We start from the raw sequence: 22,853 nt of genomic DNA on the forward strand, positions 1-22,853 counted from the left end.
GATACAGCACCAGCGTCGCGATCAGGCCGCAGATCGCGGCCACCGCGAGCCACAGGCCCGGCGCGGCCTTGTTGCCGGTTTCGTGGATCAGCAGCGTCGAGATCGCCGGCGTGAAACCGCCGATCGTGGTCGCCAGGCTGTAGGCCAGCGAGAAGCCCGCCGTGCGCACGTCGGCCGGCATCACTTCGGTCAGCGCCACCACCATCGCGCCGTTGTACGAGCCGTACAGGAACGACAGCCACAGCTCGACGATCAGCAGCCGCACGAACGACGGATCGGCCACCAGCCACTGCACGGCCGGATAGGCCGTCAGCAGCGTCAGCACCGTGAAGGTGATCAGCACCGGGCGGCGGCCGATGCGGTCGGAGATGCTGCCCCACACCGGCAGCCAGACCAGGTTCGACAGGCCCACGCACACCGTCACCACCAGCGCGTCGATCGACGACAGATGCAGCACTTCCTTGCCGAACGTCGGCGTGTAGGCCGTGATCATGTAGAACGACACGGTGGTCATGATGACCATGCCCATGCCGCCCAGTACCACGCCCCAGTTCTTCAGCATCGACTGCATGATCTCGCCCATCGACGGGCGATGGCGCTTGGCCAGGAACTCGTCGGTTTCCTTCAGCGAGCGGCGGATCAGGAACAGGAACGGCACGATCAGGCAGCCGATCAGGAACGGCACGCGCCAACCCCAGGACGTCATGTCCTCGACCGGCAGCAGGCTGTGCAGCAGCACGCCCACCAGCGCCGCGAATACCACCGCGACTTGCTGGCTACCCGATTGCCAGGCCGTGTAGAAGCCCTTGTTGCCCTTGGTCGCGATCTCCGACAGGTAGACCGATACGCCACCCAGCTCGACCCCGGCCGAGAAGCCCTGCAGCAAGCGGCCGAGCAGCACGAGAATCGGCGCAAGCATGCCGATCGTGCCGTAGCCCGGCACGACGGCCACCGCGAGCGTGCCGAGCGCCATCAGGCCGAGCGTCAGGATCAGGCCCTTGCGGCGGCCGTGGTGATCGATATAGGCGCCGAGCACGATCGCGCCGATCGGGCGCACCAGGAAGCCCGCGCCGAATACCGACAGCGCCAGCATCAGCGAGGCGAACGCATCGCCGCTCGGGAAATAGGTCTTGGCGATCGACGAGGCGTAATAGCCGTAGACCATGAAATCGTACATTTCCAGGAAGTTGCCGCTGACGACGCGGAAGACGGTCCTGAACTTGGATTCCTGTTGATCGACGGACGAGTGGGTCGCAGTTGACATGTTTTATCTCGGTCTGACGCCCGCGCGCTGCGCGTGGCGTGTGGTGTCGTCGTGTCGCGTCCGGCCTTCGGTCGTGCCGGCGGCGGCGCGCCATGACTGTAGCGCAGTGTCGCGCGATTCGCTGCGGCGGGGTATGCGGGGAAGTGATGAGACGTGCGAATTTTTCTTGCTGAATGCTTACAAAATTCGCAAGAAGTTCTCACAAAGAAAGGAGATCGTCAGAATCGACGGCGAGCGCGTTGCATGCCCGCCGCCATCGGGCCGTTGCGCTCGCCCTACTTCTTCACCGGCGACAACCCGCGCTCGTTCTGCTTCTGCAACTGCTGCACCTGGCGCTCGAGATCGCGCAGTTGCAGTTGCGAGGCACGCTGCTCGACGGCCAGCGCATTCGCTTCGTTCTGCACCGTGCGTTGCCGCTCGTCGATCTGCGTGCGTTGCGTGCGGGCGATATCGAGATCGGCCTGCAGGCGCTTCGCGTGATCTTCCGACAGCCCGATCACGCGTTCCAGAAACTGCTTCTGCGCGGCCAGCTCGGTGCGGCGCAGTTCGAGATCGGCCAACTGGACGGTTTGATCGGAGAAGTTCTGATAGATCATCTCCGCGCGCGGACGCTCCTGCGATTTGACGACACGCCAGAAGTGCTTGTCCTGGAACAGCGCGACGTAATAGGTCATCTCGCGCGGATAGAACAGCATGCTCGCGCCGTAGCTGCCGTTGTAGGTGGTACGCATCTCCGTGAGCTGGTGATCGCGCAGCATCTGCATCATCTCGGCCACGTTGCCCTGCGCGTCGGCCGAAGCGTCCGGCGACGAGGACGCCGCCGCACCTTCACCGTTGTCGGGCGTGAGCGTCGTGACGTCGGGGCGCGTGCCGGCCACGGGCGGCTTCGATTGCACCTGCGCTGCCGCATCGGCCGCCGCCGGTTCGGCCGCGATAGAAGGCCCCGTCCACGCGAGGACGCACAGCGCCACCCACGGCATCGCCCGGACGATGCCGGCCACCCTGCTGCGCTTGCTCAAGCTGAAGCTCCTGATTGGTAGAACGACGCGCGATTATCGCCTGAAACGACAAACCGGCCGCCCGCAAATGCGTGGCGGCCGGCCGGATCGATGCGCCATGACAAGAATGCTGCCGCTTACAACCGCGTTTCGCGGGCGGCGCGCAGGAACGTGTCGAGCAGCGGCGTGCAGTCGAGCAACTCGGAACCACCCGCACGATGGAACTCTGGGTGCCACTGCACACCCACCACGAACGGCGCACGGCGGTAGCGGATGCCCTCGATGATGCCGTCCTCGGCCGACACCGCCTCGATATTGAGGTCGCGGCCGAGATCGCGGATCGCCTGATGATGGATCGAATTGACGATCGCCTCGCGACGACCCGGAAACATGTTCGCGAGCGTGGAGTTGTCGGGGAAGCGGATCGCATGGCGATGCTGATCGTAGTGCTCGCTGACATGGACGCCGGCCGTCGGCACGTCGGTGGCAATGTCCTGATACAACGAGCCGCCGAACGCGACGTTGATCAGTTGGGCCCCGCGGCACACGCCGAGCACCGGCTTGCCGGACTCGACGAACTCGTGCAGCAACTCGAGCTCGTACATGTCGCGCACGCGGTCACCGGGCCATTCGGGGCGGGCGTCGGACGCCGCATAGGTTTGCGGCGAGACATCGGCGCCGCCTTGCAACAGCAGCCCGTCGAGGTGCTTGGCGTAATCGCGCAGGCGAATGTTGCTCGGATGCAGCATGCCCTGATGGCCGACGGTCGGGATCATGAACACCAGCACGTCGCGCGACATCACCCAGTGCGCGATCGATTCCTCGAGATATTGCAGCGTCTTGCCGCGCAGGCCGGCCGCGCCGGGCTCCGGGTGGAAGATGCGCGCCGACACGCCGATGCGCAAGGTGCGTTGCGTGATCCGCTGCCCCGCGCGGTCGAACAGCCGCCGGGCGCGCGCGGCGACGATGCGGCCGAACACCGACCACGGCGTGTCGCTCTGCTTCAGGTAAGCGGGTGGTGGCTGCGTCTGACCGGCGGCAGCCGGCGGCGGGCGAGCCGTCTCGAAATCGGGCGCCGCGCCGAAACCGGGCGGTGGCGCGCCGGGCCGGGCCTGTTGAGCGCCGCTCGCAGCCGCGTCGGCACCGGGCGGCGGCACCACGGCCGGCTCGACGATTTCGACGCTCACTGGCACCGGAACGGGATCGGCCGGCACGTCCTGAGCAGCCGGCACCTGGGCGGCGAACGCGGCCGGCGATGGCTTGGGCGGCTCGGGAGCCGGGGCGGCGGCGGGATTCTGGGAGGCCGCGTCGGCGGCCGTGGCGAGGTCCGGACGCGGGCCGGACGGTGCTGCGGAAGGCGTGTTTTCGCTCATGACGAGGGTCTGGCGCGTCTGTCACGCGAGGGTTAGACGAAGGTTCATTATCCGTCAGTACCGGATCAGCGGCAAATCGGCCCCGATGCCGATCGATTCGCGGGCGATCGGCGGTCGCGCCCGCATCGCCTTGCGCGACGCTGCTTCACATCGGCCATTCGGCTGGCTGGACGCACGAAATCGATGCCCCTACTATCATCAGCCAGCAAGCCGGTGCCGCCACGCGGCGCCGTCCCCCCGCCTTCCGACCCGACGCCGCCATGACCACTTTCGCCCCGTTCCCACCGCTCGCCACGCTGGCCGCCGATCTCGCCGCCGGACGCACGACCAGCCGTACGCTCGTCGATACCGCGCTCGAACGCATCGCCTCGCCCGACGGCCAGGGCGCCGTCGCGTTCCTCGGCGTGGATGCCGACGCGGCGCGCACCACCGCCGACGCCCACGACCGCCTGCGCGCGGCCGGCACGGTGCTCTCTCCGCTGGCCGGCATCCCGGTATCGGTCAAGGACCTGTTCGACGTGGCCGGCCAGGTCACGCGCGCAGGCTCGATCGCGCTCGACGACGCGCCGCCGGCCGAGGCCGATGCGCCCGTGGTCGCCCGGCTGCGCCGCGCCGGCGCGGTCATCGTCGGCCGTACCAACATGAGCGAATTCGCGTTCTCGGGCCTCGGCCTCAATCCGCACTACGGCACGCCCCGCTCGCCGTACCGGCGCGGTGTGGCCGGCGACGCGCGGGTGGCAGGCGGCTCGTCGTCGGGCGCGGCGGCGTCGGTGGCGGATGGGATGGCGGCCGTGGCGCTCGGCACCGATACCGGCGGCTCGATCCGGATTCCGGCCGCGTTGTGCGGCCTGACGGGCTTCAAGCCGACCGCCAGCCGCGTGCCGCGCACGGGCGGCGTGCCGCTGTCGACCACGCTCGATTCGTTCGGGCCGATCGGTGTATCGGTCGCCTGCTGCGCGTTGGTCGACCGAATCCTGGCGGGGCTCGAACCGCGCGTGCCGGCCGCCCGGCCGCTCGAAGGCGTGCGGCTCGGCGTGCTCAACCATTACGTGACGGACGGCATGGATGCCGAGGTCGCGGCAGCGTTCGACGCCGCGCTCAAGCATCTCGAAGCGGCCGGCGCGATCGTGTCGGACCTGCGCTTCGCACCGCTCGACCGGCTCGCCGAGATCAATCGCTTCGGCTTCTCGTCGATCGAGGCCTACGCCTGGCACCGGCCGCTGCTGGCGCGGCATGCCGATCGCTACGACCCGCGCGTGCTGACGCGCATCCTGAAGGGCCAGCCGGCCAGCGCCGCCGACTATCTCGACCTGATCGCCGCGCGCGAGGCCGTGCTCGACGAGGCGGCGCGCACGCTGTGGCCGCGCGTGGATGCCGTGCTGGCGCCGACCGTGCCGGTGGTGCCACCGCGCCTCGCCGATCTGGAACATGACGACGACGCGTTCGCTCGCACCAACGCGCTGATCCTGCGCAATCCGAGCGCATTCAACTTCCTCGACGCCTGCGCGCTGTCGCTGCCCTGCCATCCGCGCGATACGGCACCGGTCGGGCTGATGCTCGCGGCCGCGCCACATCGCGATGACGCGCTGCTGGCGATCGGGCAGGCCGTCGAGGCGGTGCTGGCCACGATCCGCTGAACGCCGAGCAGCGCGTGGCCTGGAACAGGAACGAGAACGGGCGCCCCCCTGACGCTCGCCTGACCACGCCGCCAGCCACGCGCCGGTTTGGTGCATTCACCAAATTGCCGCCCCGAACGACGCGCCCGTTCGCGCTAGAATCCGACGACTCCATTTTCGGGACCGACCACCGATGAACGATTTCTCGCTGTCGCTGCGCCGCGAGCGCCGCCTCCTGACGCTGCTCGGCGTCGTCTGCGTCGCGCTGCTGGCCGGCGCGCTGTACCTTCAGATCGTCAAGGGCGAGGATCCGTGCCCGCTCTGCATCATCCAGCGCTACTTCTTCGCCGCGATTGCGATCTTCTCGTTCCTCGGCACCGGCCTGCGCAGTTGGCGCAGCCTCGCGGTGATCGAGGCACTGATCCTGATCTCGGCCGCGGCCGGCGCGGGCACCGCGTTCCACCACTGGCAGATCCAGCTCCACCCGGGCTTCAGCTGCGGCTTCGACACGCTGCAGCCGATCGTCGACAGCCTGCCGCCGGCCACCTGGTTCCCGGTCATGTTCAAGGTCGCCGGCCTGTGCGAAACGCTCTACCCGCCGATCTTCGGAGTCCTGCTGCCGGGCTGGGCCGCGATCGCCTTCGTGGTGATCTTCGTGCTGGTGGCCGCCGGCCTGATCCGCAACCGCCGCCGCATCGCACGCGGGGCCTGACCCGGTGCGCCGGCGCGGCCGATGCGCCGCTCGGCGTAAACACCGAAGCCTTCCCGGGGCGGCCGACGCCCCGTTCTCCCCGCCCGCCGCGCACCGCGGCAGCACCTTGGACGCGCCCCGCCGGCGCTGCGCCGGCGGCCCTCGCCGCCCGCCGTTCGCGCCATCCCGCCCCGTCACGTACTACGATCAACATGATCGCCACCGAATAGCCCGCATCAGCCGGGGGAAATATTTCCCGGTTTTTGCGGTGCTATCTTGAAAAACGGATGGCGATCTACGTGCGCGAGGCGGGAGTCCTCGGTGCTTGTCGACCCTGCGTAACGCGCGCCTGATCCGCAATGTCCTGCTATTGACCATGACAACGCAAACCATCCGTATCCGCCCTCGCGGCGCCGTGTTTCACGCGCGCCGCTCCCGCCCGAACCGGCCGTCCGATGCCGCGCGCCAGCCCGCGCCGGCCCCGTGCGCAGCCGGCTCGCTCGCCGGGCATCCGCCGCGCGCGGTCCTCCCACCCGCCTCGCCCGCCGCGCCCCGCGCGGCGGCGCGGCGTTGAAGGAGGCCGCGCCATGGAAACCTGGCTGACCGATGTTCAGCATCTGATCGCGCACGGCGAAGCCGCCGTGCTGGTGACCGTCGCACGCGCCGAAGGCTCGGTGCCGCGCGAGGCCGGCACCAAGATGCTCGTCACGCGCGACACCGCCCGCCATACGATCGGCGGCGGCCATCTCGAATGGAAGGCGATCGAGATCGCGCGGCATCTGCTCAAGGACGGCTCGCACCTGCCCCACGCGCGCCGCCTCGAACGGCTGCCGCTCGGCCCGAGCCTAGGCCAGTGCTGCGGCGGCGCCGTGACGCTGGCATTCGAGCGGCTCGACATCGCCGATCTCGGCTGGATCACCTCGCTGGCCAAGCGCGTCGCGGCCGGCAGCGCCACGGTGCGCAGCATCGCGTTCGGCCCGACGCCGGACCCGGTGATGCTGAGCGAACCGGAATCGGACGTGACGCGCGCCGACTGCCTGCTCTGGAGCACCGGCGACGTCTCGCTGATGACCGAGACCATCGCGCCGCACACGTTCGCCGTGGAGCTGTTCGGCGCGAGCCACGCCGCGGCCGCGCTGGTGCGCGTGCTCGCGACGCTGCCGTGCCGCGTGCGCTGGGTGGACGGCCGCGACGCGCCGTTCCCCGAGCCGCAGGCGCTGGCCGGCATCGACAACCTGCGCATCGAGCCGTGCGACACGCCCGAAAGCGCCGTGGCCGAAGCCGCGCCGCACAGCTATTTCGTGGTGATGACGCACGATCACGCGTTCGACTTCCAACTGGCCCAGCACATCCTGCACCGCGCCGACTACGCCTACTTCGGCATGATCGGCTCGCGCTCGAAGCGCATCCAGTTCGACCAGCGTCTGGCCGCCAGCGGCATCGATCCGGCGCAAACGGCGCGCATGCGCTGCCCGATCGGTGTCGAAGGCATCGTCGACAAGGCGCCCGAGACGATCGCGATCTCGGTGGCCGCGCAAATTCTGCAGGTCGTCGACCAGCACGCCACGCAGGCTGCCGCACCGGCCGCCCCCCAATTCTGACCGACCAGGACATCCCCTCATGACTCCGAATTTTCAAGAGAAGATCGCGCTCGCCCCGAAGGCCGAGCTGCACATCCATATCGAAGGCTCGCTGGAGCCGGAACTGATCTTCAAGCTCGCCGAACGCAACGGCGTGAAGCTCGCCTACGCATCGGTCGAGGCGCTGCGCGCGGCGTACGCGTTCACCGACCTGCAATCGTTCCTCGACATCTACTACGCCGGCGCGAGCGTGCTGCTCGAGGAGCAGGATTTCTACGACATGACGGCGGCCTATGTCGAGCGCGCGCTGGCCGACAACGTGATCCACACCGAAATCTTCTTCGACCCGCAAACGCACACCGAACGCGGCGTGCCGATCGAAACGGTAGTGGCCGGCATCGACCGCGCGCTGGCCGATGCCGAGCAACGCGGCCTGTCGAGCAAGCTGATCCTCTGCTTCCTGCGCCACCTGTCGGAAGAGGACGCGCTCGCCACCTTCGACGCCGCGATCCCGCTGTTCGAGAAATATTCGCGCCGCCTGATCGGCGTGGGCCTCGATTCGTCCGAGCGCGGCCATCCGCCGTCGAAGTTCGCGCGCGTGTTCGCGAAGGCCCACGCGATGGGCCTGAAGCTGGTCGCGCACGCCGGCGAGGAAGGCCCGCCGGAATACGTGATCGAGGCGCTCGACCTGCTCAAGGTGGACCGCGTCGATCACGGCGTGCGCAGCATCGAGGACGCCGCGCTGGTGGCGCGCTTGGCCGATGCGCGCATCGCGCTGACGGTGTGCCCGCTGTCGAACCTGAAGCTCAAGGTGTTCGACGACCTGACCCAGCACACGCTGAAGGTGCTGCTCGACAGCGGCGTGGCCGTGACCATCAACTCCGACGATCCCGCCTACTTCGGCGGCTACGTCAACGACAACTACTTCGCGACCGTCTCCGCGCTGTCGCTCGGCGACCAGGATGTTTACACCGTGATCCGCAACGGCTTCGAGGCGTCCTTCGTCACCGAGGGCGAGCGCGCCGCGCTGATCGCGAAACTCGATTCGCACTGGCATCCGGCATGACACCCACGTCCTGCCGGGGAGGCCGATGCAACCCGCGACGCGCGCCTGCGAGCGCGCGCGCACCGTCGTCCCCATAACAGAGACTGAGGAGAGCTTTCCCGATGGACACGTACAACGGCAGCAAGACACCGGCATCGAGCAGCGCGCTCGACCGCTTCTTCGGCATCCGCGAATCCGGTTCGCGATTGCGCACGGAAATCGTCGCCGGCATCACGACGTTCCTGACGGCGATGTACATCATCGTCGTCAATCCGGGCATCCTGGCGCAGGCCGGTGTGCCGTTCGCGTCGGCGCTGACCGCCACCGTGATCGTCAGCTTCCTCGGCAGTTGCGCGATGGGGCTCTACGCGCGCAACCCGGTGCTGGTCGCGCCGGGCATGGGCATGAACGCGCTGTTCGCGTTCGTCATGGTGCACGGCGGCAAGATGCCCTGGCAGACGGCGCTCGGCTGCGTGTTCTGGGCCGGCGTGATCTTCGCCGTGCTGGCCGCGTTCAACGCGCGCAAGCTGGTGGTCGACGCGATCCCGCCGAACCTGCGCCACGCCGTGTCGTGCGGCATCGGCTTGTTCATCTGCCTGATCGGGCTGGTCAACGCGAAGTTCGTGGTGGGCGACCCGGTCACGATCGTGCACGGCGCCTCGCTGAACCCGGTGGTGATCACGTTCCTGGTGGGGCTGGCCGTCACCACCGTGCTGGTGGTGCGCCGCGTGACCGGCGCGCTGATGATCGGCATCGTCGTCACCACCCTGCTGGCGATCCCGATCGGCCGCGTGTGGGGCGACGGCACCGCCTACTGGCCGGCCGCAATCGCCACCAAAACGCTCGTCAACTGGAACGGCCTGGTGGCCGCGCCCGATTTCTCCGGCATCGGCCAGCTCGACCTGATCGGCGCGCTGAAGGTGGCCTACTGGCCGTTCATCTTCGTGATGCTGTTCACGGCCTTCTTCGATGCGCTCTCCACCTTCATGGCGATCTCCGAAGCCGGCAACCTCGTCGATCGCGACGGCAACCCGCGCAACATCCGCCAGTCGATGATGGTCGACGCGTTCGCGGCGGTGGTGTCCGCGCCGCTCGGCACCAGCCCGGCCAACGCCTATATCGAATCGGCAGCCGGCATCTCGGCGGGCGGGCGCACCGGCCTGGTGGCGGTGGTGGCGGGCCTCTGCTTCCTGCCGTTCCTGGTGCTCTCGCCGCTGCTGTCGCTGGTGCCCGCGATCGCCACCGCGCCGGCGCTGATCCTGGTGGGCGTGTTCATGATGGAATCGATCACCAAGATCGAGTGGCACCGCTTCGACGAGGCGATCCCCGCGTTCATCGCGATGGTGCTGATCCCGCTCACGTATTCGATCACCGACGGCATCGCCTACGGCTTCCTGGCGTTCGTCGTGCTGAAGCTGTTCACCGGCCGCCGCCGCGAGATCAAGCCGGCGATGTGGATCGTCGCCGCGCTGTCGGGCGTGCTGCTCGCGCAGTTGTGAGCCCGCGCCTCATTTCTTCGATGCTGGAGTGTTTCCCATGACTCAAACCGCCTATCGCGCCCGGCTGCTGACGTTTCGCGGCGACCCGGCGCATGCCGCCGACGCCACCGCGTTCGAGGACGACGGCCTCGTGATCGTCGAGGACGGCCGGGTGGCCGCGTCCGGCGCCTACGCCGCGCTGGCCGGCCGTCTCGCACCCGACACGCAGGTGGTCGCGCTGCGCGACAAGCTGATCGTGCCCGGCTTCATCGACACGCACATCCACTACCCGCAGACCGACATGATCGCCTCGCCGGCGCCGGGCCTGCTGCCGTGGCTCGACACCTACACGTTCCCGACCGAGCGCCGCTTCGAGGATCCGGCCCACGCGCGCGAGGTGGCGGGCTTCTTCGTCGGGCAACTGCTGGCCGCCGGCACGACCACGGCGCTGGTCTACTGCACCGTGCACAAGCAATCGGCCGATGCGTTCTTCGAGGTCAGCGAGGCGCACAACCTGCGCATGATCGCCGGCAAGGTGCTGATGGATCGCAACTGCCCCGAATTCCTGCGCGACACGGCGCGCTCGGGGTACGACGACAGCGCCGAGCTGATCGCGCGCTGGCACGGCCGCGGCCGGCAGATGTACGCGCTCACGCCGCGCTTCGCACCGACCTCGACCGTCGAGCAACTGGAGGCCTGCGCCGATCTGGCGCGCCGCCACCCCGACGTGTTCGTCCAGAGCCACGTGGCCGAGAACGTCGACGAGGTGAAGTGGGCGGCCGAGCTGTTCCCCGGCCATCGCAGCTATCTCGACATCTACGACCGCCACGGGCTGCTGCGTCCGCGCGCCGTGTACGGCCACTGCATCCACCTCGACGACGAGGATCGCCGGCGCATCGCCGAAACCCGGACGGTGATCGCGCACTGCCCCACCTCGAACTTCTTCCTCGGCAGCGGGTTGTTCGATTTCGACCGCGCCACCGCGCAGCACGCGCCGCTGTCGCTGGCGACCGACGTGGGCGGGGGCACCTCGTTCTCGATGCTGCAGACGATGAACGAGGCGCACAAGGTCGCGCGGCTGTCGGGCTATCACCTGAGCGCGACGCGCATGTTCTGGCTGGCCACGGCCGGCGCGGCGCAGGCGCTCGCGCTCGATGCCGAGGTGGGCACGCTAGCGCCCGGCTCGGAGGCCGATTTCGTGGTGCTCGACCCGGCCGCCACGCCGCTGCTGGCGCGCCGCAGCGCGCGGGCCGAATCGCTGGAGGAATTGCTGTTCGCGCTGGCGATGCTCGGCGACGACCGCGCCGTGCACAGCACCTATGCGGCCGGCCGCTGCGTCCACCGGCGCGATGCGGCGCAGCCGGTGCGCGAGGCGCAAGCGGCGAAAGCGGCGGCCTGAGCCGTCAGGCCGAGCGGGCCTGTGCCGTCGGCGCACGCGCCGAACCGGCTTCCACCGACGACCTGGAAGAAAAAACGGGCCTGGCGCATGCTCCTGCGCCAGGCCCGTTTTTGCCGGGCAAGCCGGCGCGTTACCGGCCCGCCGTGTCTTTATGCTTGTTTGCCGTTACTTCGCGCCGCTCGCCGCCGATGCCGGCGCGGCCGGCACCGCCCGCTCGTTCGAGCCGGCCGGCGCCGGAGCCGGGCCACCGCCATTGCGGTCCACCGGCAAACGCACGGTGCGCGTCGCGCCATTGCCGAGCGGGAAATCGGCCAGCGCCGAGCGCGCCAGATACGGCATGGCCGTCACCAGCGAGCCGCCGCCGCCCGAATTGCGCGCGCTGACGTTGTAGACCTCGCGGCCCGTCGCGCGCTCGGTGATGCGGATGTTCAGCGTGCGCTCGAACACGCGGTAGGTCTGATTCACGTAGCCGGCCGGCTGCGGCCCCCACGGCCCGAAGCCCCCCCACATGCCGCCGCGCCAGTACGGCCCCGGGCCGAACCACGGGTCGTAATACACCGGCTGCGGCACCGAAACCAGATCGCCCTTGATGCCGTAGGTCAGCCCCACCAGGTAACGCGCGTCAGCCGCCGGCACGCGGCGGAACGACAGCGTGGCGAGCTCGCCCGCGACGACGTTCTCGTAGGTCGTCGCCTCCAGGCTGTTCTGCTCGCCCGGCGTGCGCGAGAACGCGTAGCTGCGCGTGGCGTCGCTGCCGCTCCAGTCGGAAAATGCCGTGACCTGCGTGCTCACATAGTTCGCGCAGCCCGACAGCAGCACGACGCAGGCGCTCGCGAGCCAGAACGCGGCGCGGAACGTACGATTCGCTTTCATCTTGATCCTTGGGTTCGATTCGATGTCGCCCCGGCGGGCGGCCTCGCGATCATACGCCGCGCGCCACCCGCCGGATCATCAGCAGACCCGCCGGCACGCCGAAAGTTCGAACCGGGCGGGCGGCGCCAAGCCTTTGTACAATGGACAGCCCGCCCCGCCGCCACAAGCGGCCGGTGGCGAATCCCGAACCCCTACTGCCCACGCTCGACATGTCCGATACCGCCGCCCATTCCGCCGTGATCCGCCGCGACGACTACACGCCGCCCGCGTTCCTCATCGACAGCGTCGCCCTCGAATTCGATCTCGTGCCCGAGCGCACCCTGGTGCGCAACACCATGCGCGTGCGCCGCAACCCGGACGCCGCGCCGGCGCCGCACCTCGAACTGCTCGGCGAATCGCTCGAATTCATCGCCGCGCGCGTGAACGGCCAGCCGGTCGACACGGTGCGCGCGCACGAGCACGGGCTGACCGTCGAGAACCTGCCCGACACGTTCGAGCTGACGATCGACAGCGCCTGCGCGCCGGCCGTCAACACCACGCTGTCGGGCCTCTACGTGTCGAGCGGCAACTTCTTCACGCAGTGCGAGGCGGAGGGCTTTCGCCGCATCACCTATTTCCTCGACCGCCCGGACGTGATGTCCACCTACACGGTCACGCTGCGCGCAAGCCGCGCCGACTACCCGGTGCTGCTGTCGAACGGCAACCTGGTGGATTCGGGCGAGCTGCCCGAGGGCCGCCACTTCGCGAAATGGGAAGACCCGTTCCGCAAGCCGAGCTACCTGTTCGCGCTGGTCGCGGGCAAGCTCGTGTCGATCGAGGAAACCATCACCACCGGCTCGGGCGCGAAGAAGCTGCTGCAGGTGTGGGTCGAGCCGCACGATCTCGACAAGACGCGCCACGCGATGGATTCGCTGATCCACTCGATCCACTGGGACGAAAAGCGCTTCGGCCTCGAACTCGACCTGGACCGCTTCATGATCGTCGCGGTCGGCGATTTCAACATGGGTGCGATGGAGAACAAGGGGCTCAACATCTTCAACACGAAGTACGTGCTGGCGAACCCCGAAACGGCCACCGACACCGATTTCGCGAACATCGAGGCGGTGGTCGGCCACGAGTATTTCCATAACTGGACGGGCAACCGCGTAACGTGCCGCGACTGGTTCCAGTTGAGCCTCAAGGAAGGCCTGACCGTGTTCCGCGACCAGGAATTCTCGGCCGACATGTCGGCCGGCGAAGCCGACGACGCCGGCGCGCGCGCGGTCAAGCGCATCGAGGACGTACGCGTGCTGCGCCAGCTCCAGTTCGCCGAGGACGCCGGCCCGATGGCGCACCCGGTGCGCCCCGAAAGCTACGTCGAGATCAACAACTTCTACACGATGACCGTCTACGAGAAGGGCTCGGAAGTCGTGCGGATGTACCAGACGCTGTTCGGCCGCGACGGCTTCCGGCGCGGCATGGATCTCTATTTCGAGCGCCACGACGGCCATGCCGTCACCTGTGACGATTTCCGTCACGCGATGGCCGATGCGAACGGCCGCGATCTCGCGCAGTTCGAACGCTGGTACAGCCAGGCCGGCACGCCGCGCGTGTCGGTGAAAACCGCCTACGACGCCGCCGCCAAGCGTTACACGGTCACGCTGCGCCAGGGCTACGGCGAATCGGCCTCGGCCGCCGCGCGCGATACCCAGCAAGGCCCGCTGCTGATCCCGTTCGCGATCGGCCTGATCGGCGCCGACGGCCAGGACCTGCCGCTGCGCCTCGACGGCGAAGCCACGGCCGGCGGCACCACGCGCGTGATCGAGCTGACCGAAACCGAGGCGTCCTATACGTTCGTCGACGTGGCCGCCGCGCCGCTGCCGTCGCTGCTGCGCAATTTCTCGGCGCCCGTGATCGTCGATTACGACTACCGCGAAGACGAACTGGCGTTCCTGCTCGCCCACGACAGCGATCCGTTCAACCGCTGGGAAGCCGGCCAGCGCCTCGCCACGCGCGCCCTGCTGACGCTGGCCGACCGCGCCGCCGCGGGCAACGAGCTGACGCTCGACGCGACGTTCGTCGACGCGTTCCGCCGCGTGCTGACCGACGACACGCTCTCGCCGGCGTTCCGCGAGCTGGCGCTGACGCTGCCGTCCGAAGCCTATCTGGCCGACCAGATGCGCGAGGCGAATCCGGCCGCCGTGCATCGCGCACGCCAGTTCGTGCGCGGCCAACTGGCCGAGGCGATGCATGCCGACTGGCTGGCGATCCACGAACGCCACCGCACGCCGGGCGAATACGCGCCGACGCCGGAAGACGGCGGCCATCGCGCGCTGAAGAACCTGGCGCTCGCCTATCTGGCCGAACGCAAGCAGCCGGCTGACGCGGTTCGCCTCGCCACCGCGCAATACGAAGCCGCCAACAACATGACGGACCGCGCGGCCGCGCTCGGCGCGCTGCTGTCGGCCTCGGCCGCCGATGCCGCCGCGCAGGCGCCGGCCCAGCAGGCGCTGGCCGATTTCTACCAGCGCTTCGAGAAGGAAGCGCTGGTGATCGACAAATGGTTCTCGATGCAGGCCACGCGGCGCGGCACGGCCGAGCATCCGACGCTGGCCACGGTGCGCGCGTTGCTCGACCACCCGGCGTTCAACCTGAAGAACCCGAACCGCGCGCGCTCGCTGATCTTCGGCTTCTGCGCGGCGAACCCGGCGCAGTTCCACGCCGCCGACGGCTCCGGCTATGCGTTCTGGGCCGACCAGGTGCTCGCGCTCGACGCGATCAACCCGCAGGTCGCGTCGCGTCTGGCGCGCTCGCTCGAAAGCTGGCGGCGTTACACGCCGGCGCTGCGCGAGCGCATGCGCGAGGCGCTCGAACGCGTCGCGGCCGGCGTGAAGTCGCGCGACGTGCGCGAGGTCGTCGAGAAAGCGCTGGCCTGACGGCAGTATCGGCCTCACCGGCATGACGCAACGGCCGGCCCGCTCACGCGGCGCCGGCCGTTTTTCATTCAGGCGTCACCGCCTCGACGGCCGCCCGATAGCGGAATTGCGCCACCTGCTCGGGCCCAAGCTATATAGCGAAACGCTGATCACCTGTTCGGTGCCGGGCGACATGCCCGACATCGTGCGCCCCATACCGCGCCCGGCCGGTATCGCGCCGGTGCGCTGCCCGAAACCGAGCTGCCGTGAAGCGCCGGCCGCGCCCGGCTCGCGGCGCGCATTATGCTGCTGCGCGACAAAAAGGCGGCAGGCCCGGGCGAGGCGGGTAAAATTGCGGCCTAACAAGATTTCCTCGCCTCTCGGAGTTCAGCCATGTCCATTTCCCGACGTACCACGCTGTCGAAATTCCTGATCGAGCAACAGCGTGAGAACCACAACCTCCCGGCCGACCTGCGCCTGCTGATCGAAGTCGTGGCGCGCGCCTGCAAGGCGATCAGCTACAACGTCTCGAAGGGCGCGCTCGGCGAGGCGCTCGGCACCGCCGGCAGCGAAAACGTGCAGGGCGAAGTGCAGAAGAAGCTCGACATCCTGTCGAACGAAATCCTGCTCGACGCCAACGAATGGGGCGGCAACCTCGCCGCGATGGCCTCGGAAGAAATGGAAACGTTCTTCCCGATCCCGGAAAACTACCCGCGCGGCGAATACCTGCTGGTGTTCGATCCGCTCGACGGCTCGTCGAACATCGACGTGAACGTGTCGATCGGCACGATTTTCTCGGTGCTGCGCTGCCCGGACGGCAAGGAAGCCACCGAGGAATCGTTCCTGCAGCCGGGCACGCGCCAGGTTGCGGCCGGCTACGCGGTATACGGCCCGCAAACTGTGCTGGTGCTGACCACCGGCTACGGCGTGAACTGCTTCACGCTCGACCGCGAACTCGGTTCGTGGGTGCTCACGCAAAGCAACATGCAGATTCCGGCCGATACGCGCGAATACGCGATCAACGCCTCGAACGCGCGCCACTGGTACGAGCCGGTGCAGCGCTACGTCAACGAACTGAACGCCGGCGCCGACGGCGAGCGCGGCGAGAACTTCAACATGCGCTGGATCGCCTCGATGGTCGCCGACGTGCACCGCATCCTGAACCGCGGCGGCATCTTCATGTACCCGGCCGACGCCCGCACGCCGGACCGCCCGGGCAAGCTGCGCCTGATGTACGAAGCGAACCCGATGTCGTTCATCGTCGAACAGGCGGGCGGCGCGGCCACCACCGGCACCGAGCGCATCCTCGACGTGCAGCCCACCGGCCTGCACCAGCGCGTGCCGGTAATCCTCGGCTCGAAGAACGAAGTCGAGCGCGTCGAACGCTACCACCAGGAAGCCGCGGCCAAGTAAGCCGCAGGCGGCGCAAGAGCAACGCATTGCAGCGCCGCAAAAAATGCGCCGGGAAGGGGCCGCCCCCGTCCCTCGCGCGCGGCTTTCAACGTAGAATTCGCCGCGCTGAAAGACTCAGGGTCAGATGACTGGCGACGGTTGTCGAAGCTTGGGGCAGCACCGGCGAGAAGTTGGGCGATGCGTTGCGATCGATCACGGCGCTTGATCCTTTCCGGATCAAGCACTTAGTCGAAGCAACACAGAAATTTAAAAATTTCTTCGCCGAACCGCTTGCCAGCCTCGCAGAAATCACCCTATAATTTCATCTCTTTGTTGCCGGTGTAGCTCAGTTGGTAGAGCAGCGCATTCGTAATGCGAAGGTCGTAGGTTCGACTCCTATCTCCGGCACCATCCGAATCAAGCAGAAAGCCCGATCCTCGTGATCGGGCTTTTTGTTTTTCCGCCTCGGTTTCTCCCCTCCCCGCTTCGCCCTGAAAGGCCGCCGAAAGGCTCTGGACAAGGGTTTCTCCTCGAAAAAATCTTTGGTTACGCCTTTGCCCGCTGCCTAACATTACTTAACGCTCCTGACCCGGCTATTGAAGTAAATTGCGTGGGCAACGGGCCGGGAGCCAGCGGCGCATCAGCCGCAAGGCGGTGCAATGCCCGCGGCCGGTTCGTTCGTTTCTCGACATACCAACAGCAACCTGGAGAACCACCATGGCTCATGGCTTGATTATGTGGCTCATCATCGGCGCGATCGCCGGCTGGCTTGCCGGCCTGCTCGTGAAGGGCGGCGGATTCGGGCTGATCGTCGACATCATCGTCGGCATCGTCGGCGCGATCATCGGCGGCTGGCTCGCGGCGAAGCTCGGCATCGCGGTCGGCGGCGGCTTCTTCGCCTCGATCATCGTCGCCGTGATCGGCGCGGTCATCCTGCTGTTCATCATCCGGCTGTTCAGGCGCGCATAGCACCCGAGCCGTGTCGCCCGGCGGCCCGCAAGTTTGCGCTCCGCCGGGCGCGTCCTCCCGCCATTTCGCGTCGTCGGCATCGCGCCGCTTCCCTCAAGCAGTCGATCCGCTTCACACCCTTCTCACACCCTTCCCCGTTTTTCCGGCATCGAGCCATCCGACGAATCCGTGCAAACCCTCACGGGATGGATGCGCGCGCACCTATTTTGCCAATGTGCGGCACGCCAAAATCGCAGCGGCTGTGCGGTTTAAGCAACATCGACAAAATGAAACGATTCCTTGCTGGAAATCTTCGAGTTAGGAGATCGATAATCGACACACCGCAAGGAGAATGATCATGGATGAGAAACCACTTCGCATGCCACCTCCCGAGAAAGTGATGAGCCCGGACCCGGAGCCGGTGGCCGTCGAGTTTCTCGCCGAACTGCCCGACCATGTGCGCGCGTTCTTCGATGAACAGCACAAGCTCGGCACGCCCAAGTGACATCGGCCTGCGCGTCCTGAATCGCCAGTCGATCGCGTCCCGTTTCTTGCGCCCGCAGGCTTGCTCGCCACGACATGCTGTGCACCTTGCCGGCCTCGCCGGCCGCTCGGGCGCGTTCGTCCGGATGCACTGAACACCGCCTGAGCGCGTTCACGCCCTGCCTTCGTTTATCCTCGTCGTTTTCCGCTTCGTCCGGCTGCCTGCCGGCTCACGCCGACTCCCATGACATTTCCCCTTCGCTTTGCCGGCGCCTGCGTGTCGCTGGCCGCCCTGCTTATTGCGCTGCCGGCCAGCGCCGACGGCGACGACACGCCGCTGACCAACCTCGTCGCGCTCGCCTCGCAACGGATCGCACTGGCCGAACCGGTCGCGCAATGGAAGTGGGCCAATCACAAGCCGATCGAGGACAAGCCGCGCGAAGCGCAGTTGCTGGCCGACGTCGAGCGCCGCGCGGTGGCGAGTGGGATTGATCGCGACTACGCGCATGCGTTCTTCGCCGATCAGATCGAGGCGAGCAAGATCATGCAGAACGCGCTGTTCGCGAGCTGGCGCGTGAGCCAGCCGCCGCAGGGCACGCCGCCCGACCTCGCGGCCACCACGCGCCCGCAGTTCGACAAGCTGACGCAATCGATGATCGCCGCGCTGGCCCGCGTCGCACCGCTGCGCGAGGCGCCCGATTGCCAGTCGCGCGTCGCAGGCAGCATCGCCAACTGGAAAGCGCTGACGCGTTACGACTCGCGGCAGACACCGGCACTCGATACGGCGCTCTCGCATGTCTGCGCGGGTGGCGGGGCGAGTTCGATGGGGTAAGCGGTGTCGAGCGGATCAGCCGCTCGACATAAAGCCGTTTCGACCCGATACGTCTCGATATCGATCGGTGTTTCGGCCAGCGTTATTCGGCCGAAGCCTCGATGGTTACCGGCGTCACTGCCAGCGGCACCGTCTCGAGCCCTCGCGCGAGATGCGTCTGAAGGATGCGGCAGATCCCGGCATGGAACCCGCCCTCGCCGGGCGCCAGCGCCACGGCCAGCTCGATGGCCTGCGCGACGCTGGCAGCCGAACCGAGATAACGCCAGTTGTCGACCACGAGGTACGACGCCGCACCGCCCTCCTGCTGCTCCACGATCGCCACCGGCCCGTCGAACGGCCAGGGCGTGCTGCTGCCGGTGGCGCTGCGCCGCGTGTCGCTCGCCTTACGGTTGAGCGGCGGCTTCAATTCGGCAATCCACGCCGCTTCGACCAGCATCGCGCCCAGTTCGCCGCGCGTTTCGCGCCAGGCGATGCGCCGCACCTGTTCGGCCAGCTTGCGTTCCTTGGCCGAACGCCGCTCGCCGGTCAGCAGGGCGCGCAGCCGATTGCGCACCCGCACGCTGCGCCCGATGAACAGCGGCGCATCGTGCTCCCCGAACAGCGCATACGCGCCGCAGCCGGCCGGCGAGCGCTCCAGGTCGTCTTCGGTCAGGTTGCCGGCAAGACGATAGCGGCGGGTGGCCTGATCGATCTGCTCGGCCAGCCGCTCGGCGGGCACCAGCGCCGGCAGCCGCTGCCAGAATTGCCAGACGAGATCGGCGTCGGCGAGCGCCCGGTGCCGTGCGTTCGGCACCAGCGCATGGCGCTCGATCAGCGCGTCGAGCCCGTGCCGCGCCTCGCGCGGGAACAGCGCACGCGACAGCCGCACCGTGCACAGCATGTCGGGATTGAACGCCAGCCCGGCGCGCTCGAATTCGGCGCGCAGGAAGCCGCGGTCGAAGCTTGCGTTGTGTGCGATGAACAGCTTGCCGTCGAGCCGCGCATACAACTCGGCCGCGATCGACGCAAAGCTCGGCGCGCCGCGCACCATCTCGTCGGTGATGCCGGTCAATTGCTGGATGAAGGCGGGAATCGGCTGGCGCGGATCGATCAGCGACGTCCAGGTGGACACGCCATCGGGCCCCACCTCGACGACACCGATCTCGGTGATGCGATGGTCGGCCGCGGAGCCGCCGGTGGTTTCGAGGTCGACGAAGACGAGCGGTGAATCGATGACAGGAAGAGACGAGGACAGATCGGACATATCTGCGGAAAGCGATACCGGTGGATGACGCGCGAACCGCGCACGGTAGCGATTCTACCCGCCAAAAACAAAGCCCCCGCTATTGCGGGGGCTTGGAATCACGGGTTAACCCGGATTAAGCAGCCTGAATATTGGCAGCTTGCTTGCCTTTCGGGCCCGTCTTGACTTCGAACGAAACGCGTTGGTTTTCCTTCAGCGTCTTGAAGCCATCCATACGGATTTCCGAGAAGTGCGCAAACAGATCCTCGCCACCGTTGTCCGACGTGATAAAGCCAAAGCCCTTAGCATCGTTAAACCATTTCACGATACCGGTATCCATATTCTTCATTCCCCAAACAATTTAAATAAAACGAGCAACCCTTGAGTGTGCCGTCACCGAAAGCCCCGGCCCCGCTAAACCTCGTGGACGATGAGCAGTAAGCACCGCAGACTTCGTGGTGCTTTTATAAATGCGACGCTCAATGCTCGTCAAGAAAATTCTTCACATCTTCTTATTCCATTTGACGCCGATCCCGATGGAAGCGGCACAGGGCCAGAAAAATGCGCCAATTAGGCTTGTCTGACCTGTCATTATTACTAGGGCAACGGTATTAAATTATCAAAATAGCAAAAAATACCGAGCAAGTAAAAAATATCGGTGACTCGGTATTTTTCCGGGTTGCCCCGGGCATTTCGATTTGCGAAGCTGGAAACGGTTACGGTAGGACAGGAGGCGAAAATGTTTGACGCTCTGAAACGCTTCGCGCATCGAGTCGGCATGTTGCGCCGCCACAAAACGATTGCGCCCGCAATCCCGTCGACTTCCGCGTTCGACGCCGAGTTCGAGACGACCTGGCACGGCGATCACTGGCAGAACCTGCTCGCGTCACCGCTCGATGCACGTCATTACGTGATGGAAGATTGGGCGCAACCGGCCATGATTCCGTACGGCGAGTTGGCCGACGCCCCCACGAAGCGTCGCCGCTAGATCGCTCGGCCGGGCACCCGCCCGGCTCGACAAACCGCACAGGCAAAAAAAAGCGCGACTGGAAGGTCGCGCCGACAAAGGTTTGGAGATCTTTTCCGTCAACGAAAAAGTCTGCTTCGGAAAGCAGAGACTTCAGTATAGCGATTGCTTCGCGCACCATTATCGGTGGTCTTCACAAACCTCTATTGCCGTTGCCTCAACAATCACCGATCCGGTGACTATCGCGCTTCGCGCACCCCGTTTTTGTCTCCATCGCGCAACGCGAAAATCGCTTCGACATCCTGATCAAAATCCCGCTCACCCGCCACAGCCTTATCTGACAACGGTTTCGGGCCACCGCCCGACAATTTCACAAATCTAAATTCATTATTGCTTAAAGTGGAATCGACGCCGATGGGCTGCTCGCTCGACACTGCATCCGGGTCTGGAGATTTGCGGCGCTTTATGGCGCCACCCTCTCATGCCACACCGCCGCTCTCGGTGCGGTTCACTACCTCGATGAAAAAGGGGAAGCCAAGCTTCCCACTCAGACGGAGACGCAACAATGAAAAAGACGCTAATCGTAGCGGCGGTATCGGGTGTCTGTGCAACGGCGGCGCACGCGCAAAGCAGCGTGACGCTGTATGGCTTGATCGACGCCGGTATCACGTACACGAACAATCAGGGCGGTCACAGCTCGTGGTCGGAGACGAGCGGTTCGATCAACGGCAGCCGGTGGGGGCTGCGCGGCAATGAGGATCTCGGCGGCGGCCTGAAGGCGATCTTCGTGCTCGAGAACGGTTTCGGCATCAACAACGGCACGCTCAAGCAGAACGGTCGCGAATTCGGCCGCCAGGCTTTCGTCGGCCTCGCGCAAGACCAGTTCGGTTCGGTCACGCTGGGCCGTCAATACGACAGCGTGGTGGACTTCATCGGGCCGCTGTCGCTGACCGGCACGCAATACGGCGGCACGCAGTTCGCCCACCCGTTCGACAACGACAACCTGAACAACTCGTTCCGGGTCAACAACTCGGTCAAATACACCAGCACCAACTGGAACGGCTTGAAGTTCGGCGCCTTGTACGGCTTCTCGAACAGCAACCAGTTCTCGAACAACCGCGTGTACAGCGCGGGCGTGTCGTACAGCTACCTGGGCTTCAACCTGGCCGCCGGCTACATGCAGCTGAACAACGACATCAGCGGCCTGACCACGGCCATCGTCAGCAATGCGAACGGCGCGGTGGCAGGAGACAACACGTTCGTCGGCAAACGCCAGCGCGTGTTCGGCGGCGGCCTGACCTACACGTTCGGTCCGGCCACGGCGGGCGTGGTGTTCACGCAAACGCGCGTGAACCAGGCGCTCGGCATCGGCGGCGGCGCCTCGGGTACGTCGGCCGGCATCGCGCTCGACGGCACCTTCGCTCGCTTCAACAACTACGAAGTCAATGCGCGCTACGCGCTGACGCCGGCACTGTCGGTGGCCGGTTCGTGGACCTACACGGCGGGCTTCCTCGACGGCCGCCATCCGGGCTGGAACCAGTTCAACCTGCAGACCGACTACGCGCTGTCGAAACGCACCGACATCTACCTGCAGGGCGAGTATCAACACGTGAGCACCGACGGCCTCGGCATCGGCGCCTACGTGAACGGCCTGGGCGGCGCATCGTCCACCAACAAGCAGATCGCCGTCACGGCCGGCCTGCGTCATCGCTTCTGACGCAACGCAGCCGCTGCACCATGACAAAAGCGCCCCGCGGGGCGCTTTTTTGATTGTCTGGCAAACGGACTGCGACGTTCG

The 22,853-nt window shown here is 66.8% G+C and carries 19 protein-coding genes and 1 tRNA gene; 14 read left to right on the forward strand and 6 right to left on the reverse strand.

Features of this window, described 5'->3' with window-relative positions:
- The 3 genes from tcuC to ACYP33_RS08555 all read right to left on the reverse strand — a co-directional run.
- Positions 1–1,264: tricarballylate/proton symporter TcuC (gene tcuC / locus ACYP33_RS08545; RefSeq protein WP_459620962.1), on the reverse strand; the 1,264-nt coding region annotated here is incomplete at its 3' end.
- Between the two features lie 275 nt (positions 1,265–1,539).
- Entirely contained in the window at positions 1,540–2,283 is a 744-nt protein-coding gene (locus ACYP33_RS08550) for a DUF2968 domain-containing protein (protein WP_459620964.1), read from the reverse strand.
- A 116-nt stretch (positions 2,284–2,399) separates the two neighbouring features.
- Positions 2,400–3,635: a gamma-glutamyl-gamma-aminobutyrate hydrolase family protein gene (locus tag ACYP33_RS08555; protein WP_459620966.1), complete on the reverse strand. Its 1,236-nt coding sequence runs from the start codon at positions 3,633–3,635 to the stop codon at positions 2,400–2,402.
- Between the two features lie 260 nt (positions 3,636–3,895).
- Between ACYP33_RS08555 and ACYP33_RS08560 the strand changes: the two genes are divergently transcribed.
- From ACYP33_RS08560 to guaD, 6 genes are all read left to right on the forward strand, one after another.
- The gene (locus ACYP33_RS08560) at positions 3,896–5,272 is read left to right on the forward strand and encodes an amidase (protein WP_459620968.1); all 1,377 of its coding nucleotides are present in this window, start codon (positions 3,896–3,898) and stop codon (positions 5,270–5,272) included.
- A gap of 172 nt (positions 5,273–5,444) precedes the next feature.
- Positions 5,445–5,963: a disulfide bond formation protein B gene (locus ACYP33_RS08565; protein WP_414450169.1), complete on the forward strand. Its 519-nt coding sequence runs from the start codon at positions 5,445–5,447 to the stop codon at positions 5,961–5,963.
- 566 nt (positions 5,964–6,529) lie between these two features.
- On the forward strand, positions 6,530–7,543 hold the full coding sequence (gene xdhC, locus ACYP33_RS08570; protein ID WP_459620970.1) for a xanthine dehydrogenase accessory protein XdhC: 1,014 nt from the start codon (positions 6,530–6,532) through the stop codon (positions 7,541–7,543).
- Between the two features lie 19 nt (positions 7,544–7,562).
- The gene (locus ACYP33_RS08575; RefSeq protein ID WP_414450171.1) at positions 7,563–8,588 is read left to right on the forward strand and encodes an adenosine deaminase; all 1,026 of its coding nucleotides are present in this window, start codon (positions 7,563–7,565) and stop codon (positions 8,586–8,588) included.
- Positions 8,589–8,689: 101 nt separating this feature from the next.
- Complete coding sequence (locus ACYP33_RS08580; RefSeq protein ID WP_414444184.1) at positions 8,690–10,066, forward strand: NCS2 family permease; 1,377 nt, start codon at positions 8,690–8,692, stop codon at positions 10,064–10,066.
- A gap of 37 nt (positions 10,067–10,103) precedes the next feature.
- Positions 10,104–11,444, forward strand: coding sequence for a guanine deaminase (guaD, locus tag ACYP33_RS08585; protein ID WP_459620973.1), 1,341 nt, complete (start codon positions 10,104–10,106; stop codon positions 11,442–11,444).
- Positions 11,445–11,609: 165 nt separating this feature from the next.
- Here the strand turns inward: guaD and ACYP33_RS08590 are convergent, their stop codons facing one another.
- Entirely contained in the window at positions 11,610–12,317 is a 708-nt protein-coding gene (locus ACYP33_RS08590; protein WP_459620975.1) for a DUF4136 domain-containing protein, read from the reverse strand.
- A gap of 209 nt (positions 12,318–12,526) precedes the next feature.
- Between ACYP33_RS08590 and pepN the strand changes: the two genes are divergently transcribed.
- From pepN to ACYP33_RS08620, 6 genes are all read left to right on the forward strand, one after another.
- Complete coding sequence (gene pepN, locus ACYP33_RS08595; protein ID WP_414451991.1) at positions 12,527–15,232, forward strand: aminopeptidase N; 2,706 nt, start codon at positions 12,527–12,529, stop codon at positions 15,230–15,232.
- Between the two features lie 372 nt (positions 15,233–15,604).
- Positions 15,605–16,624, forward strand: coding sequence for a class 1 fructose-bisphosphatase (locus ACYP33_RS08600; RefSeq protein WP_414444180.1), 1,020 nt, complete (start codon positions 15,605–15,607; stop codon positions 16,622–16,624).
- A 314-nt stretch (positions 16,625–16,938) separates the two neighbouring features.
- Positions 16,939–17,014 (forward strand) — tRNA-Thr (locus ACYP33_RS08605).
- A 306-nt stretch (positions 17,015–17,320) separates the two neighbouring features.
- Positions 17,321–17,572: a GlsB/YeaQ/YmgE family stress response membrane protein gene (locus ACYP33_RS08610; RefSeq protein WP_414445535.1), complete on the forward strand. Its 252-nt coding sequence runs from the start codon at positions 17,321–17,323 to the stop codon at positions 17,570–17,572.
- A 337-nt stretch (positions 17,573–17,909) separates the two neighbouring features.
- Positions 17,910–18,056 carry a hypothetical protein gene (locus ACYP33_RS08615; RefSeq protein WP_206126554.1) on the forward strand — a complete coding sequence of 49 codons (147 nt, stop codon included), beginning with the start codon at positions 17,910–17,912 and terminating at the stop codon, positions 18,054–18,056.
- A 222-nt stretch (positions 18,057–18,278) separates the two neighbouring features.
- Positions 18,279–18,866 (forward strand): chorismate mutase, encoded by a 588-nt coding sequence (locus tag ACYP33_RS08620; protein WP_459620978.1) that lies wholly within the window; start codon positions 18,279–18,281, stop codon positions 18,864–18,866.
- An 82-nt stretch (positions 18,867–18,948) separates the two neighbouring features.
- Here the strand turns inward: ACYP33_RS08620 and ACYP33_RS08625 are convergent, their stop codons facing one another.
- Together ACYP33_RS08625 and ACYP33_RS08630 are read right to left on the reverse strand one after the other, a co-directional pair.
- Positions 18,949–20,109, reverse strand: a complete 1,161-nt coding sequence (locus ACYP33_RS08625) for an exonuclease domain-containing protein (RefSeq protein ID WP_459620980.1) — start codon at positions 20,107–20,109, stop codon at positions 18,949–18,951.
- Positions 20,110–20,224: 115 nt separating this feature from the next.
- Positions 20,225–20,428, reverse strand: coding sequence for a cold-shock protein (locus ACYP33_RS08630; RefSeq protein ID WP_206126557.1), 204 nt, complete (start codon positions 20,426–20,428; stop codon positions 20,225–20,227).
- Positions 20,429–20,827: 399 nt separating this feature from the next.
- On the opposite strand from ACYP33_RS08630, the gene ACYP33_RS08635 reads away from it, so the two are divergent.
- Together ACYP33_RS08635 and ACYP33_RS08640 are read left to right on the forward strand one after the other, a co-directional pair.
- On the forward strand, positions 20,828–21,076 hold the full coding sequence (locus tag ACYP33_RS08635; RefSeq protein WP_414444177.1) for a hypothetical protein: 249 nt from the start codon (positions 20,828–20,830) through the stop codon (positions 21,074–21,076).
- A gap of 544 nt (positions 21,077–21,620) precedes the next feature.
- Positions 21,621–22,772, forward strand: a complete 1,152-nt coding sequence (locus ACYP33_RS08640; protein ID WP_414444176.1) for a porin — start codon at positions 21,621–21,623, stop codon at positions 22,770–22,772.
- Positions 22,773–22,853 lie beyond the last annotated feature (81 nt).

The sequence above is a fragment of the Burkholderia sp. 3C genome (assembly GCF_054589155.1).

Excerpts from the sequence above, each read along its gene's own strand:
- ACYP33_RS08615 (WP_206126554.1), top strand. The coding sequence starts at position 17,910 with ATGGATGAGAAACCACTTCGCATGCCACCTCCCGAGAAAGTGATGAGC.
- xdhC (WP_459620970.1), top strand. The coding sequence starts at position 6,530 with ATGGAAACCTGGCTGACCGATGTTCAGCATCTGATCGCGCACGGCGAA.
- ACYP33_RS08610 (WP_414445535.1), top strand. The coding sequence starts at position 17,321 with ATGGCTCATGGCTTGATTATGTGGCTCATCATCGGCGCGATCGCCGGC.
- ACYP33_RS08565 (WP_414450169.1), top strand. The coding sequence starts at position 5,445 with ATGAACGATTTCTCGCTGTCGCTGCGCCGCGAGCGCCGCCTCCTGACG.
- ACYP33_RS08555 (WP_459620966.1), bottom strand. The coding sequence starts at position 3,635 with ATGAGCGAAAACACGCCTTCCGCAGCACCGTCCGGCCCGCGTCCGGAC.
- ACYP33_RS08575 (WP_414450171.1), top strand. The coding sequence starts at position 7,563 with ATGACTCCGAATTTTCAAGAGAAGATCGCGCTCGCCCCGAAGGCCGAG.
- ACYP33_RS08560 (WP_459620968.1), top strand. The coding sequence starts at position 3,896 with ATGACCACTTTCGCCCCGTTCCCACCGCTCGCCACGCTGGCCGCCGAT.
- ACYP33_RS08635 (WP_414444177.1), top strand. The coding sequence starts at position 20,828 with ATGTTTGACGCTCTGAAACGCTTCGCGCATCGAGTCGGCATGTTGCGC.
- ACYP33_RS08600 (WP_414444180.1), top strand. The coding sequence starts at position 15,605 with ATGTCCATTTCCCGACGTACCACGCTGTCGAAATTCCTGATCGAGCAA.
- ACYP33_RS08620 (WP_459620978.1), top strand. The coding sequence starts at position 18,279 with ATGACATTTCCCCTTCGCTTTGCCGGCGCCTGCGTGTCGCTGGCCGCC.
- pepN (WP_414451991.1), top strand. The coding sequence starts at position 12,527 with ATGTCCGATACCGCCGCCCATTCCGCCGTGATCCGCCGCGACGACTAC.
- guaD (WP_459620973.1), top strand. The coding sequence starts at position 10,104 with ATGACTCAAACCGCCTATCGCGCCCGGCTGCTGACGTTTCGCGGCGAC.
- ACYP33_RS08590 (WP_459620975.1), bottom strand. The coding sequence starts at position 12,317 with ATGAAAGCGAATCGTACGTTCCGCGCCGCGTTCTGGCTCGCGAGCGCC.
- ACYP33_RS08580 (WP_414444184.1), top strand. The coding sequence starts at position 8,690 with ATGGACACGTACAACGGCAGCAAGACACCGGCATCGAGCAGCGCGCTC.
- ACYP33_RS08630 (WP_206126557.1), bottom strand. The coding sequence starts at position 20,428 with ATGGATACCGGTATCGTGAAATGGTTTAACGATGCTAAGGGCTTTGGC.
- ACYP33_RS08640 (WP_414444176.1), top strand. The coding sequence starts at position 21,621 with ATGAAAAAGACGCTAATCGTAGCGGCGGTATCGGGTGTCTGTGCAACG.
- ACYP33_RS08625 (WP_459620980.1), bottom strand. The coding sequence starts at position 20,109 with ATGTCCGATCTGTCCTCGTCTCTTCCTGTCATCGATTCACCGCTCGTC.